The organism is Pseudomonas mendocina, from assembly GCA_037482215.1.
Lineage (GTDB): Bacteria > Pseudomonadota > Gammaproteobacteria > Pseudomonadales > Pseudomonadaceae > Aquipseudomonas > Aquipseudomonas mendocina_E.
The window spans coordinates 278,883-293,661 of sequence record CP148074.1; the positions used below are offsets into that span (position 1 = coordinate 278,883).

Below are 14,779 nucleotides of genomic sequence, written 5' to 3' on the forward strand. Positions count from 1 at the left end.
CGATTGTGCGTGTGGTGGGGCGTTAGCCGTCAGCTGCAAGAGGCTCGCCCCTTAAATTGCTCCACCAACAACTCCAGTCGCTCGGCCAGGCTGGCTAAGTGTTGGGCACTGGTGCGGCTTTGGTTGCTGGCGGCGACGCTGCTGAGGTTGGCGTTGCGGATTGCGCATAGGTTGGTTTGAATGGTGTCGCCCACGGCGCTTTGCTCCTCCACCGCTGCTGCGATCTGAATGCTCATGTCACTGATTTGAGCCACGCGTTGGTTGATGCCATTAAGTGCTTCGGCGGCTTGAACGGCCTGTTCCACGCTGGCATGCGCCTGGCTCTGGCTGCGCTGCATGGTGGAGACGGCTTGGTCGGTGTTTTGTTGCAGCACGCGGATGATCTCGTGAATTTGCGCAGTAGATTGCTGAGTGCGCATGGCCAGGCCACGCACTTCATCGGCAACTACGGCAAAGCCGCGCCCGGCATCTCCGGCGCGGGCGGCTTCGATGGCGGCATTGAGGGCGAGCAGGTTGGTCTGTTCGGCGATGCCCTGAATCACATCCAAAACCTTGTAGATGTCCTGGCTGTGCAGCTCCAGTTGATGCACCACTTCATGGCTTAGGGCGACTTCGTTGGCCAGTGAGTAAATGCGCTGGCGAGTTTGCTCCACCAGTTGCAGGCCGTTGCCGGTTTCCATGTCTGCTTCACCCGCTGCGGTGGCGCTGAGTTGGGCATGACGGGCGACCTCCTGCACGCTGTTGGCCATCTGGCCGATGGCGCTGGCGACCTGATCTGCTTCGCTTTGCTGTTGCAGGCTGGCCTGGTTGCTGCAGTCGACCGCTGCTGCCAACTCGCTGGCTTCCTGGCTTAGCTCCCGGGCGGACTCGGCCAGTCGACCGACTACGGCCGCTGATTCGGATTGCAGGCTTTGCAGGCTGAAGGCGATTTGGCCTATTTCGTCATTGCGGCCTGTGTATACCCATTGGCTGAGCGGGTTATGGCTGATCTCCCGGGCTTGCGCGGCGAGTGTTGTCAGTGGGCGCAGGAGTAGGTGAATGCCGCCACTGAGTAACGCGCTCAGACCAATCCCTGCAAGGCCAGCACTCAGCCAAGGGAGGCTTGAAGTGGCCCCAAGCAGACCAGCGCAGAGCATGACAGGGGCGCACACCAGTGCGCTCAGGCGCGTGGCCAGATTGAATTTTGCCGGGCAAATTTGCCAGGGCGTCCGGCCCTCGCGAAGCTGTGAATACAGCCATTCGGCGCGGGCGATGCGGGTCGGTGTGGTACGGCTGCGTACGGATTGGTATTCAACGGTTTTGCCGTCGTGGATAACCGGCGTGACGTATGCGCTGACCCAGTAGTGGTCGCCGTTTTTGCAGCGGTTTTTTACCAGTCCCATCCATGAGCGATTGTCCTTCAGGGTGCTCCACATATGCTTAAACGCGGAGGGGGGCATATCTGGATGGCGGACGATATTGTGGTTACGGCCAATCAACTCAGGCAGCGTGAAGCCGCTGATGTCGATAAAGTCCTCATTGGCGTAGGTGAGTGCACCTTTGAGGTCGGTGGTTGAAAGGATGTTGGCGTTTTCTCGGACGTCTACTTCACGCTGGCTGACCGGGAGATTGTTTTTCATTATAGGTATGCTCTTCGGCTAACGGCTTAATCGTGTCAGTGAGCAGGCCGTCCATGTAGCCGTCGGCGCTCACGTGATTCAAAAGCTGCTGTAGATCGTTGGCTGAACAGGGTTTGCTGAACCAGTAACCCTGAGCCATCTGGCACCCTTGAGTGCGCAGAAAGTCGATGTGTTCCATGCGTTCTACCCCTTCGGCTACCACTTGCAGGCCCAGGCTTTGGCCCAGACCGATAATGGCGCGGCTGATGGCGGTCAGCTCGGCATCCTGAGGGGCGCCGCCGATAAAACTCTTATCGACTTTGAGAATGTGCAGCGGGAAGCGTTTGAGGTACCCCAGTGATGAGTAGCCGGTACCAAAGTCGTCCAATGCCAAGCGCACGCCGAGGTTGGCTAGCGCGCGCAGGGTAATGAGGGTCGCCGTGCTGTCTTCGAGCAACTGGCTTTCGGTGATTTCCAAAATGAGGCTGGACGGCGGTAATTCGGTTTTGAGCAGGATTTCTGTCAGGCGCCCGACAAAATCATCCTGACGCAGTTGGCGGCTGGACAAGTTAACCGCGCAGTGCATCTGCTCGTAGCCGTCCAACTGCCAAGCGCGGACTTGTCGGCAAGCCTGCTCCAATACCCAATCACCAACGCGGACGATTTCTCCGGACTCCTCCAGGGAACTGATGAAGTCCACTGGCGGAACTAAGGCGTCGCCCCGTCGCCAACGTAACAGTGCTTCGACGCCTGTCATGCGTATGCCGCCCTGTTCGATGCGACAGATTGGTTGATAGTGCAGTTCGAATTCGTTGCGATCCAAAGCCTGACTGAGGGCGCTTTCCAGCTCTAGCTGATAGTGCGCATTGACCTGCAACTCCTCACTGAAGCGGGCGAACTGGGCTTTGCCTGATTGCTTGGCGCGGTACAGGGCCAGGTCTGCCGCTTGCAGGGCATCTTGCGAGGCGGCACTGGCCTTGAGGGCGGCGATACCAATGCTGGCAGTCACCACCAGCACTTGATCATTAATGTGGATCGGGTGATGCAGGCTTTCCAGCATGCGTTGCGCAACCTGTTCGGCATCTTCGGCGCGGGCCAGGTCGGTGAGCAAAACGACGAATTCATCGCCGCCAAAACGGCACAAATGGTCACCGGAGCGCAGGCACGGTGATAAGCGACGGCTGACTTCGATCAGCACCTGATCTCCGCAGGCATGGCCGAGGCTGTCATTGATCAGCTTGAATCGGTCCAAGTCGATAAACAGCAAGGCAGCTTCCCGCGCTCCGCTTTTGCCCAACTGGTAAATGGTATGCGGCAGCAGTTCGTCCAGACGCAAGCGGTTGCCCAGTCCGGTCAGCGGGTCGTGGCGGGCGGCATGCCGCAGTTGCTGTTCAACGGCCTTGCGCGCACTGATATCGCTTTGCGATCCGGTGATGCGCTGATGGTCGGATGCATCCGTTTCAGCCACGCCACGCACTTGCACCCACAGGTATTCACCGCTGGCGCGGCGGATGCGATGTTCATGATGAATTAAGGGGCTGGTACCTGCCAGGTGAGCGTCGATAGCCTGCCTCAGGCCGGGGAAGTCGTCTGGGTGGACACGACTAAACCAGCTCGCACTGGATTCACCAATGCTGTCGCGGTTCAAGTCGAGCATGCTTGCCCAGCGGTCAGATACATACAGGCGATCGTGCTCCAGGTGCCAATCCCAGATACCGTCATTGGCGCCACGCAGAGCACGGGCAAAGCGCGCTTCACTGTCTTCCAGCGCTTTACGTTGGGCGGCCCCATAGGTGTCGATGGCCAGGGTCATGTCAAAGAACACAGCCTTCAACAAGCTGGCGAACACGGCCTGATTAGGGTGCCCGACAAATAACACGTTGAGCATCTCATCCAGGTACAGGCGATAGGCCGCCAAGTACCATTTCAGCTCAATGCCCGCCAGTTGATGGACAAGGCCAATGCGCAGGCGGCTGGAGACGTAATCGTTGTCGTAGGGACCATGCCACAGGCGCTTGTAGTACTCGAGTTGGCTGTGGGATAGACGCTTGAGGGTGGCATCGTCACTGATTAGCGAGGCCGGTCCGGTAAAGCCACGCAGGTGATCATAAAGCCTCTCGGTGAAAACGGCTTGGGCCGGTTCCATGGCCTCAGCGTGCTCATTGAGTCGACTGGCATCGGATGCTTGCCAGTCGAGTAACTGGCTGCGCGCTAAGATCTCCTTGTTGCTGAGACCCATGCGCCGCATCAACTCTTCGAGTGCTTGTGCTGAACCCACTTTTATTCACCCTACTGCAATTATTTTTATGGGCAAAAAAAAAGCGTCGAGAAAGGATGCTCAATGAACATACTCTCTCGACGCTTTGTCTTGCAGGCCTCAAATCCTGCCCGGCAAAGCCGGCTTCCGTTGGGCGGAACCTACTGAAAGGCTATTTCTACTCTATTAAGTATTGTCTGACAATTCTTTCAGCACGTGCTCAAGGCGTTTTCTTAAGTCAGCCAGTTCCCGGGATTTGAATGCGTGGCGAGTACGTTCCAGGGTACTCACTGCATCCTGCAGGGCTGAATGAACTTGTCCTTTTGGGCCTATGGGGGATGGGTCAAGCCATTGGCATAAGGGCGCTTGGCTGCAATCCTGAGCACAATTGATAACTTCGCCCTGAGTATTTTGGGTGTGTAACCACTGACACAACTGAGCAGACAATTGCGGGTCTGAACAGATAATACGTGGTGTGGTTTTAGGTGTTGGCATGGTGCTGGCAATTTAGAACTGTTGGCTATTCACTATATTGATTTGTATCAAAATTTTGAATGCTCCCTAAGTACATTCTGGTGGGTTGCGACCTGCTAACCTAGTGCCTTCACACGAATTTGGATGCCCCATGCTCAGCTTGTATCACGCGCCCGATTTGGAAACCCTAGGCACGCTGGCCACTACGCTGCTGGCCAAGCCCATGAGTGACCCGTTCGCCCCGGCGTTGGTGGTGGTGCCGAGCCAGGGTATGGGCCGTTGGCTAACCCTGGAGTTGGCGCGCAGTCAGGGCATCGCCATGCAGCTGGATGTTCAACTGCCCGCCAAGTTTGTTTGGGATTTGTCGCGGCTGGTGCTGGGCCAGTTACCGGAGCAATCCGCGTTTTCCCCGAGCAGCCTGAGTTGGCGTTTGTATGACTGGCTGTGCGAACCGGAGCACCTCGAACAGGCTCCGCGCCTGGCCCATTATCTGGACGGTGGTGATGAGCGCAGACGCCTGTCACTTGCCGTCAAAATCGCCGATGTTTTTGACCAATATTTGCTATATCGCGATGACTGGCTGGCTGCCTGGGAGCGGGGTGAACTGCTCGACCTAGGCCCTGATGAAGTCTGGCAGGCCTTGCTTTGGCGTGAGCTGACCAAAGATGGCCACCCGCATCGCGCCCGTCTGCTTGAAGAGCTGCTGGCGCGCCTGTACGACCCGCAGCCGATTGCCGGATTGCCCGAGCGGGTCATCGTGTTTGGCATCAGCTCGCTGCCACCGCACCACATGCGCGTGCTCGAAGGGTTGGCGCGTCACACCGAAGTCGTCCTGTTTGCGCTTAACCCGTGCCGTGAAGCCTGGGGCGAAATTCGCGACATCCGCGAGCTGGCCCGCCAGCCCGACCTTAGCCCGGAAGAATGGTACCTGGACGTGGGCAACCCGCTGCTGGCAAGTCTGGGTAAACAGGGGCGCGATTTTTTCGACAGCCTGCTCAGCATTGCGTCAGCCGAAGGCGGGCAGGAAATTGGCCTGTACTCCGAGGATGAAGACCTGCGCGACGAAAGCCTACTTAAAGCCTTGCAAAACGACATCCTGCGCCTGCATACCCGCCAGCCCGATGAGCGTTTGCGGCTGCAGGAGGATGACCGTTCGCTGGAGCTGCACGTCGCTCACTCGCCACTGCGGGAAGTGGAAATCCTCCACGATCAGCTGCTCGCCCGGTTTGCTGCTGAGCCCAACCTGACGCCCGATCAGGTGGTGGTGCTGACGCCCGATATCGAACGCTACGCGCCCTATATCGAAGCCGTGTTTGCGCCCCGAGAAGGCGTGCCGAGGATTCCTTTCAGCCTCGCTGACCGCAGTATGCGCGCCGAGATTCCGCTGATCGAAGCTTTCCTTAATCTGCTGGCGCTGCCGGACAGCCGTTTCGCTGCGGAGGAAATCATCGCCTGGTTGGAGCAGCCCTCCATCGCCCGCCGTGCCGGTATCGAAAGCGAAGACCTGCCGCTGCTGCGCGACTGGCTGCGCAGTGCTGGGGTGCGCTGGGGGCGCGATGCCAAACACCGCGAACAACTGGGCCTGCCTGCGGATGCTGCGTTCACGTGGCGTCAGGGGCTGGACCGCTTGCTGCTGGGCTTCGCCGCGCCACCGCAACTGGCTGGCCAATTCGCGCCGCTGCTCGGTGACAGCTGGCCGCTGGATGCCATTGAAGGTGCACGGGCGCACCTGCTCGGCCGCTTGTGTGCGTTTGTCGAGCGTCTGGCCGGGTTGGCGCAAGAGCTGCAACGGCCGCGCAGCCTCAGCGAATGGGCCGAGTCGCTGCAACAACTGATCGACCTGCTGTTCGATGAGCGCGAGGCGGGTGACACCTTACTGCTGCTGTCCAAAGCCTGTGCTGCTTTGCAGGAGCAAGCCACCGCATCCGGCATTACTCGCCCGGTTGAACTGGCACTGATTCGCCAGCAACTCACCGCAACGCTGGAACAGGGCAGTGCGGCATCGGGCTTCCTCACCGGCGCGGTGACCTTCTGCACCATGATCCCCATGCGCAGCCTGCCATTTCAGCTGGTCTGCCTGCTGGGGCTGGACGACGGCGCCTTACCGCGCCGCACACCGGCCGCCGGGTTTGATTTGATCAGCCGTCAGCCCCGACGTGGTGACCGTGCGCGGCGGCTGGATGACCGCTACCTGCTGCTGGAAACCCTGCTTAGCGCCCGTCATGGCCTGTACCTCAGTTATGTCGGCCGCGACCCGCGCAGCAATGCCGAGTTGCCGCCGTCGGTGTTGGTCAGCGAACTGCTGGATGTGGTCGACCTGACGGCCACCTATAACGGTGCAAAGGCCAGCGAACGCATCACTCATTTGCACCCGCTGCAACCGTTCTCGCCAGCTAACTTTGCCGGTGATCACCACTGCGGGTTTGCCGCGCCCTGGTTCCGCGCCGCTCAACGTCTGAGCGAGCCGGTGGCTGCGCCTGCACCGTTTGCCAGCCGACTGGCTGAGCCAGATAAAGACTGGCTGACCATCGAGCCAAGTCAGCTTATTCACTGCTTTAAACACCCCGCGCGCTTCCTGTTGGAGCAGCGTTTAGGCTTGCGCCTGGCCGACAGCGAAGAAGCGCTGGCCGGAGACGAGCCGTTCAGCGTCGAATGGACCAGCCAACATGGCTTGCGTCAGTTAGCCTTGCAGGCGGTGGAAAACGGCTGGAGCGAGCAGCAGGAACGCGCCGTTGCCGCCGCATCCGGCTGGCTGCCGGTGGGTGAGTTGGGTCAGGCCTATTGGGGCCAGATTCGCGGTCCGATCCGCGCCTTCGCCCCGACCCTGTTTGATGAGCGCCCAAGCGACCCGCCGCAACCGCTGCTGGTGGATATCGAATTGGCGGGCGTGCGTATCCACGGCTGGTTGGATGGCGTCAGCGCCAGCGGCCTGTTTGACTACCGCTTGCGCGACCTCGGCGCGTGGGAGCTGGCACCGTTCTGGCTGCGGCACATCCTGCTTAACTGCGCTGCCACCGCAGAAGTCAGCCGCGACAGCCGCCTGCTTTCACCGAGAAGTGAATGGCGCCTGGGCCCGCTGGCCAGTCCGCAAGAGCTGTTGCGCCCCTGGCTGGAGGCCTACAAGTTTGCCCTGTGCGAACCACTGCCCGTCTTCGCCAAATGCAGCTATGGCTTTGCTCGCAAATTCCGTAATCCCGGCCGTAAAGAGCCCATCGACGCCGCCCGCAGCGAAGCGCGGGTGATGTGGGAGGGCAATGAGTTTATGAGTGGCGAAGGCCAAGACCCATGGAATGCCTTAGCTTTCCGCGACCGCAGCCCGCTCGACGAGCGCTTCGAAGCCCTCGCCGAACAACTCTACGGCCCAGCGCTGGATGCCCTCAGCGGCAGTGATGAGGATGAGGTATGACTGCATACAACTGCGCAGGGACATGGGTAAATGGCGGGCAGCTACAGGGAGAGATTGCCGCATGATTACATTGCAGTGTTTACAGGACTGGTTGGCATCAGCACAGGAAAACGAGCGGCTGGAGTTCAAGGAGGCCAAGCAGCAATTCGACACTCAGAAATTACTGCGTTATTGCGTTGCGCTGGCGAATGAGGGTGGTGGTCATCTGGTGCTGGGGGTGAGTGACAAGTGTCCGCGTAAAGTTGTGGGTACACAGGCCTTTGAGGCACCAGGGGAAATATGCGCAAAAATTCTTGAGGTACTGAGAATACGGGTCAATTCTCAGGTTATTGAGCACGCAGATGGGCGGGTTCTGGTGTTTGAGATTCCTCCGCGGCCACTTGGGCAACCATTGCATGTTGATGGTGCCTACCTGATGCGTTCGGGAGAGTCTCTGGTGCCCATGTCGGCAGATCAACTGAGAAGAATTTTTGCAGAGGGGCAGCCCGACTTTCTGGCTCAGGATGCTTCCGAGGCTTTGGCAGTTGACGTTGCTGTCTCCTTGCTTGATGTGCAGACATTCTTTGACCTGCTAAAACTGCCCTTTCCTGCCACCCGCGATGGGGTTGTCGAGCGCTTGCTCAGTGAGCGGCTTTTACGCAGAGCGGGTGAGCAATTCAGAATTACCAACTTGGGTGCGTTACTGCTTGCCAAAGACATGCGAGAGTTCGACTCCCTCAGGCGCAAGACCGTCAGGGTGGTCAAATACCGAGGTAAGAATAAGCTGGAGACTGAGCGAGACCTGATTGGGCAGAAAGGTTATGCCTGCGGTTTTGAAGCGCTGATCGGTTATATCAACAGCCAATTGCCGATGAATGAAGTGATTGGTCAGGCCCTGCGCGAAGATGTTCGTATGTTCCCTGAGTTGGCCATCCGCGAGTTGGTTGCCAATGCCTTGGTGCATCAGGATTTTGAAGAAACTGCCGGTTCGGTCATGGTCGAGATCTACTCGGATCGGATCGAGATTACCAATCCCGGTACACCCTTGATCCCTGCTGAGCGATTTGTTGATGAATACAAGTCCCGTAATGAGCGTCTGGCTGATTTGATGCGACGCATGGGGATCTGTGAAGAAAAAGGCAGTGGTATCGATAAGGTTGTATCCAGCACAGAGCATTATCAGCTCCCAGCGCCTGACATTCGTGTCTCTCCCGTACGTACAACAGTGGCTCTGTTTGCACATAAAGACTTTGTTGATATGGACACTGAAGAACGAGTACGGGCCTGCTATCTACATTGCTGCTTGAAATATGTCAGTAATGAAAAAATGACGAACCAGAGCCTAAGGGAGCGCTTTAATCTCGATGATGCAAGGTCCAAGACGGCCAGTGTTTCTCAGATCATCACAACGGCTGTAGCACAAGAACTGATCAAACTTGATGATCCGCAAAACTCATCTAAGCGTTATGCCAAATATGTACCGGCTTGGGCTTGAGTTTATGCAATCGCAATTGTTCGCGAATACGAACATATGGGGATGGATCCGCTGTTTATCAGGCTTTCCTTATTTAATCGCTAATGTCGAGCGCCCTGTTTTCAATCGAGCATCTGCAATGAAAGCCATTTTCACCTTGGGTGATTTCGACAGGCTGAGGAACTCGTGAATCTCAATCTCCTTTCCGACAGCTTCACCGGCCGTTCGCTGATCGAGGCCAGTGCCGGTACCGGTAAAACCTGGACGCTGACTGCCCTCTATGCGCGCCTTCTGCTGGAGAAGCAGCTCAACGTCAGCCAGATTCTGGTGGTGACCTTTACCACAGCGGCCACCGCTGAGCTGCGTGAGCGTATCCGCAAGCGTCTGGCTGAGTTGCTGGAGGTGTACGAGAACGGCCCCGGTAATGATGGTTTGCTTAATGAGCTGCATGCCCGCTATCCCGATCCGGCCAGCCACCGCCGTTTATTACTGGCGGTGCATGGGTTTGATGAGGCAGCGATTTTCACCATTCACGGCTTTTGTCAGCGTGCCTTGCAGGACGCGGCCTTTGAGGCCGGTGGCGATTTCGATAACGAGCTAACCCACGACGACCGCGAGATTATCGACGCGCTGCTGGCGGATTTGTGGCGACACGAACTGGCCAGCGCCGAGCCGGAGTGGGCGGCGTTTCTGGTGCACCAGAAGCTGACGCCACAGGTGTTGCGCCAGCGTCTGCGTAATCACTTAGGCAAGCCGTATCTGCGTATCGAACCGCAGCCCGGCGCTGCCAGCGAAATGAGCAGCCTGCGGGCTGCCTGGCAGGAAGCCCAGCGGCTGTGGCAAGTCGAAAGCACCGGTTGGCTGAATGAGCTGCGCGCCTTCGACGGCTTTAAAAGCAATATGGTCAACCCGGCCAAACTGACCAGTTGGCAGATTGAGTTGGATGGCTACTTCAGCGATGCCGCTGCGCTGTTCAGCAAGACCGATGCGCACCGGCGCCTGTCCCGCGAAGGGCTGAACAAGGCCTGCAAGAAGGACTGTCAGGCTCCGGCCAATCCACTGGCCGCTGCCTTACAGGATTTGTGCGATGCGCTGGATGAAGTCCAGCCCGAAGCCGAACAGCGCCTGATCGACCTGCAAGTGCGGCTGATCAATCAGCTCAACGAGCAGCTCCCAGCACGCAAGGCAGCTCAGCGCCTGTTGGCATTTGATGACCTGCTCAATCGCCTGCAACTGGCCCTAAGCAGTGAAGGCGGCGCGCATCTGGCCGAGACGTTGCGCACGCAGTATCCGGTGGCGCTGATCGACGAATTTCAGGACACCGACCCGGTGCAGTATCGGGTCTTCAGCAGCATTTATGCACAGGGTGAGCCGGGCGATCTGTGCTTTGTCGGCGATCCGAAGCAGGCGATTTATGCCTTCCGGGGCGCGGACCTGGCGACCTACCTCAAGGCCCGTGACGAGGCCGACCGGCAATACAGCCTGGCCACCAACCACCGCTCCATCCCGGAGCTGATCGATGCGCTGAACCAGCTGTTCGACCGGCCCATGCCGTTTGCCGAGCAAGGTCTGGAGTATCAACAGGTCGGCGCAAGTGAAAAGGCGCGTCCGCAGCTGGTGCTGCCAACCGTTGAAGGCGAGGCCGATGCGCCGCTGGCCTTTGTCTGGCTGGATGATGAGCACTTGGGAAAAGGCGAAGCAGGTACCCGCGTGGCCGAAGACACCGCCAAGCGTATCGCCGCAGTTATTAGCGCGAGCAGTCGCGGCGAGGCGTACTTTGAACAGGGCGGGCAGCAGACACCAATCAAAGGCGGCGACATTGCCGTGCTGGTGGCCAGCCACCGACAAGCTGGCGAAGTGGCCGAACAACTGGCGTTGCGAGGCGTTCCCAGCGTGCGCCGGGGCAAAGAAAATGTGTGGAACAGCGAGGAGGCCGATGAGCTGGCCGCTGTGCTCGCCGCCTATGCAGAACCGGGCCGCGAAGGCGCACTGCGTTATGCCTTGGCCAGCCGCCTGCTTGGTCGCAGCGCTGAACAACTGGCGGCTTGCAGCGAAGATGCTCAAGCCTGGGACGCTGAGCGCGAAGCCGCTGAACGCTATAACCAACTGTGGTTGCAACAGGGGTTTATGCGCGCTTTCCGCGCTTGGCTGGATGAGCAAAAAGTGGCTGAGCGCCTGCTGGAGCGGGTGGATGGCGAGCGTCGCCTGACCAATCTGCTGCACCTGGCTGAGCTGCTGCAAACCGAGAGTTTGCAACGTCCCGGTCAGGAACAATTGCTGGCCTGGTTCAACGCCCAGCGCAGTGCCGAAAGCCATGGCGAAGATGCCCTGCTGCGCCTTGAAAGCGATGCCGAGCGGGTACAGATCGTCACCATCCACACCTCCAAAGGCTTGGAATACCCGTTGGTGTTTTGCCCGTATCTGTGGGACGGCGCGCTGCTGCGCCAGCATGAAGACATCACCTGCCACGATGAGCACGGCACGCCGCTGCTGGACCTTGGCAGCGAGCAGTTCGACGACAACCGCGAGCGCGCCAAGCACGAACGCTTCGCGGAAAAACTGCGCCTGACCTATGTGGCCCTGACCCGTGCGCGGGATCGGTTGTGGCTGCATTGGGGGCCGGTGGACTGTAAGCCGAAGAAAGATGGCAGCCTCAGCGAAAGCGGCCTGCACAGCAGTGCGTTGGGCTGGCTGCTGCATGGCCGTGACTTGCCCGGCGATGACGCGCTGGCTGAGCTGGCGGGGCATCTGCAGACGCTCTCCCCGCAAGGCCTGCGTACTGAGCTGGAGCAACTGGTTGCCGCCAGCAACGGGCGCATGAGCGTACAAACACCGCGCACTGATGAAGCCAGCGCCGCCGGTGAGCTGCGTGCCGCTGCGCCGCAACAGCTGTCGTCCCTGAACCGCACGTTGCACAGCGCCTGGCGTGTTGGCAGCTTCTCCGGCCTCGCGGCGGGCCTGCATATGGAAGCGCCGGACCGAGATACGTTGGCCATCCCGGATGCCAGCGAGCCGGGTGTCGGCTTCTTCGCCTTCCCCCGTGGTGCCCGCGCCGGTACTTGCCTGCACGCCATGCTGGAAGACTGGGCACGGAACAAAGCACCGCTGGAAGAATTAATCGAACCGAATCTCACCGGCCACGGTATCAGCAACGACTGGAACGAGGTGGTGCTCAATCAGTTGCAGCTGGTGCTGGATGCGCAGCTGGACGACAGCGGTCTGACCTTAAATACGTTGAACCCGGCGCGGCGCTTGCCCGAGCTGGGCTTTACCTTCCCGCTGGCTGGGCTGGATGTGCGTCGCCTGCGCGAGATTCTCAGCGATGAGGCCTACGGCCTGCCCGCACCGATGCGTGAAGCGGCGAGCCGCTTGGAGTTCGATCACCTCAAGGGCTTCCTCAAAGGCTTTATCGACCTCACGTTCGAGCACGACGGGCGCTGGTACATCGCCGACTACAAGTCCAACTGGCTCGGCCCGGATGTCAGCTATTACAGCGGCGAACGTCTGCTGCAAGCGCTGGCCAGCGAGCACTATTACCTGCAATACCTGATCTATCTGGTGGCGCTGCGGCGCTTCCTGATGCAGCGTTTGGATGACTTCGACGGCAGCCAGTTAGGTGGTGCCTATTACCTGTTCCTGCGTGGCATGCCGGAGGCTGGCGTGTACTTCGCCCGACCTGCGGATGAGTTGCTGGATGCCCTGGATACATTGTTTGCGGAGGGCGTCTGATGCTGCTCAATGAACTGCCTCTCGGCCCGTTGGAACGTGCGCTGCTCAACAGCCTGCAACGCCTTGATCCCGAAGCGTCGCCGCTGGTGCTGGCATCCGCTGCGCTATTGTCTTCTGTGCTGGAAAAGGGCGATGTGTGCCTGCCGCTGGCCCATTGGGCTGGGCAGCGTCCGTGGCCTGAGCATCCGTATGTGTTGCCGTCACAAGGCGAGTGGCAGCAACAGTTGCAGGCCTCGTCGTTGGTGGGCGCTGCGGGCGCTTTTACCCCGCTGATTCTTGATCAGGGCCGCCTGTACTTGGCCCGCTATCACAACTACGAACAGCAACTCGCTGAACAGCTGTTGCAGCGCTCGGCTGATTTGCCGGAGGTTGACGAAGCCATTCTCAGCGCCAGCCTGGAGCGTTTGTTTGCCTTCAATACGCAGCAACCGGACTGGCAGCGGCTGGCCGCCGCGCAGGCGGTACGACGCAATCTGGCGGTGATCTCCGGCGGCCCCGGCACCGGCAAAACCACCACCGTGGTTCGCCTGCTGGCTGCACTGCTGGAGCAGCCCGGTGGTGAGCGTTTGGCTATCGGCCTAGCCGCGCCGACAGGCAAAGCCGCAGCGCGGATGGCTGAAGCAATCCGTAATGCCAAGGCCAGTTTGCCGGTCACCGATGCCATCAAGGCCGCTTTGCCGGATGAGGCGAAAACACTGCACCGCTTATTGGGTAGCCGGGGCGACAGCCCTGCTGTGCGTCATGATCAGCACAACCCGCTGGCACTGGACGTGCTGGTGGTGGACGAAGCGTCCATGGTCGATCTGGCCCTGATGGCCAAACTGCTGCTGGCGCTGCCGCCGAAAGCCCGACTGATTCTGCTTGGCGATAAAGATCAGCTGTGCGCGGTGGAAGCCGGTGCGGTGTTTGCTGAACTGTGCGAAGGGCGCGGTTTTGATCAGCAGGCCGCGGCTGATCTGCAACGCATTACCGGTCAGCAAGTACCCGTTAGCCAGCCGCAATCCAAACTCGGCGATGCCGTGGTGCTGCTGACCCACAGCCACCGTTTCGCTGGAGACAGCGGCATCGGCGAGCTGGCCCGGCGCATTAATGGCGGCGAGGTGCGCGGCACCCTGAGCCTGCTCAAAGAGGATCGCCCCGACCTTAAATGGAACGCCGAGCCTAACAGCGCAGCGTTACTGGAACGGCTGGATCAAGGCTACGGGCCGTATCTGGCTGCCGCTCGCAGCGGCGATCCGGCTGCGGCGTTTGAAGCCTTCAACAGCTTCCGGGTGCTCACTGCCCAGCGTGAAGGCGCTTGGGGTGTAGCGGGGATTAATGAGGCGCTGGAAGCGCGGATCAAACGCCGCAGCTCCATCGCCAGCCGTGAACGCTGGTATGTCGGGCGGGCTGTCATGGTGCGGCAGAACGATTACGCCTTGGGGCTGTTTAATGGCGATATCGGCATTTGCCTTAAAACCGAGCATGGTCTGCGTGTGTTCTTTGAGGGCGAAGAGGGCTTCCGCCCATTTGCTCCGGCACGCCTGCCTAGCCACGACAGCGCCTTCGCCATGACTGTGCACAAAAGCCAGGGTTCGGAGTTCAGTGAGGTGCTGTTGGTGCTGCCGGAGCTGCCCAGCCCATTGCTGTCACGCAGCCTGTTTTACACCGGGATCACCCGAGCTAAACAACGCGTGGAAATCTGGGGCTTGCCTGCCCGTTTGAGTGAGGCCGTGGCGACAAAGGCTGAACGTGCGGCAGGTTTGGCGCAGCGTCTGTCGGAAACCGTCAGCAAACCCGCTGCTCCACGCCAGTCAGAGATACAGTTGGGGCTTTTCGACTAGAGTAAGTCCCCCTAAACTGCGCGCCCGCTGTTGTTTTTG

The 14,779-nt window shown here is 59.5% G+C and carries 6 protein-coding genes; 4 read left to right on the forward strand and 2 right to left on the reverse strand.

Going from position 1 to position 14,779, the window contains the following annotated elements:
• Positions 1 to 29: 29 nt before the first annotated feature.
• Positions 30 to 1,619 carry a PAS domain-containing methyl-accepting chemotaxis protein gene (locus WG219_01210; GenBank protein WXL26135.1) on the reverse strand — a complete coding sequence of 530 codons (1,590 nt, stop codon included), beginning with the start codon at positions 1,617 to 1,619 and terminating at the stop codon, positions 30 to 32.
• Positions 1,588 to 3,846 (reverse strand): EAL domain-containing protein, encoded by a 2,259-nt coding sequence (locus tag WG219_01215; GenBank protein ID WXL27918.1) that lies wholly within the window; start codon positions 3,844 to 3,846, stop codon positions 1,588 to 1,590. Before WG219_01215 ends, WG219_01210 begins: the two co-directional genes overlap by 32 nt.
• Before the next feature lie 634 nt (positions 3,847 to 4,480).
• Here WG219_01215 and recC point away from each other — a divergent pair.
• From recC to recD, 4 genes are all read left to right on the forward strand, one after another.
• Positions 4,481 to 7,735: an exodeoxyribonuclease V subunit gamma gene (recC, locus tag WG219_01220; GenBank protein ID WXL26136.1), complete on the forward strand. Its 3,255-nt coding sequence runs from the start codon at positions 4,481 to 4,483 to the stop codon at positions 7,733 to 7,735.
• Positions 7,736 to 7,796: 61 nt separating this feature from the next.
• Positions 7,797 to 9,209 (forward strand): ATP-binding protein, encoded by a 1,413-nt coding sequence (locus tag WG219_01225; GenBank protein WXL26137.1) that lies wholly within the window; start codon positions 7,797 to 7,799, stop codon positions 9,207 to 9,209.
• 165 nt (positions 9,210 to 9,374) lie between these two features.
• Positions 9,375 to 12,917, forward strand: coding sequence for an exodeoxyribonuclease V subunit beta (gene recB, locus WG219_01230; protein WXL26138.1), 3,543 nt, complete (start codon positions 9,375 to 9,377; stop codon positions 12,915 to 12,917).
• Complete coding sequence (recD, locus tag WG219_01235; protein WXL26139.1) at positions 12,917 to 14,740, forward strand: exodeoxyribonuclease V subunit alpha; 1,824 nt, start codon at positions 12,917 to 12,919, stop codon at positions 14,738 to 14,740. Before recB ends, recD begins: the two co-directional genes overlap by 1 nt.
• Positions 14,741 to 14,779: the final 39 nt, after the last annotated feature.

Coding starts and splice junctions, on each gene's coding strand:
- WG219_01210 (WXL26135.1), bottom strand. CDS start 1,619: ATGAAAAACAATCTCCCGGTCAGCCAGCGTGAAGTAGACGTCCGAGAA.
- WG219_01215 (WXL27918.1), bottom strand. CDS start 3,846: ATGCGGCGCATGGGTCTCAGCAACAAGGAGATCTTAGCGCGCAGCCAG.
- recC (WXL26136.1), top strand. CDS start 4,481: ATGCTCAGCTTGTATCACGCGCCCGATTTGGAAACCCTAGGCACGCTG.
- WG219_01225 (WXL26137.1), top strand. CDS start 7,797: ATGATTACATTGCAGTGTTTACAGGACTGGTTGGCATCAGCACAGGAA.
- recD (WXL26139.1), top strand. CDS start 12,917: ATGCTGCTCAATGAACTGCCTCTCGGCCCGTTGGAACGTGCGCTGCTC.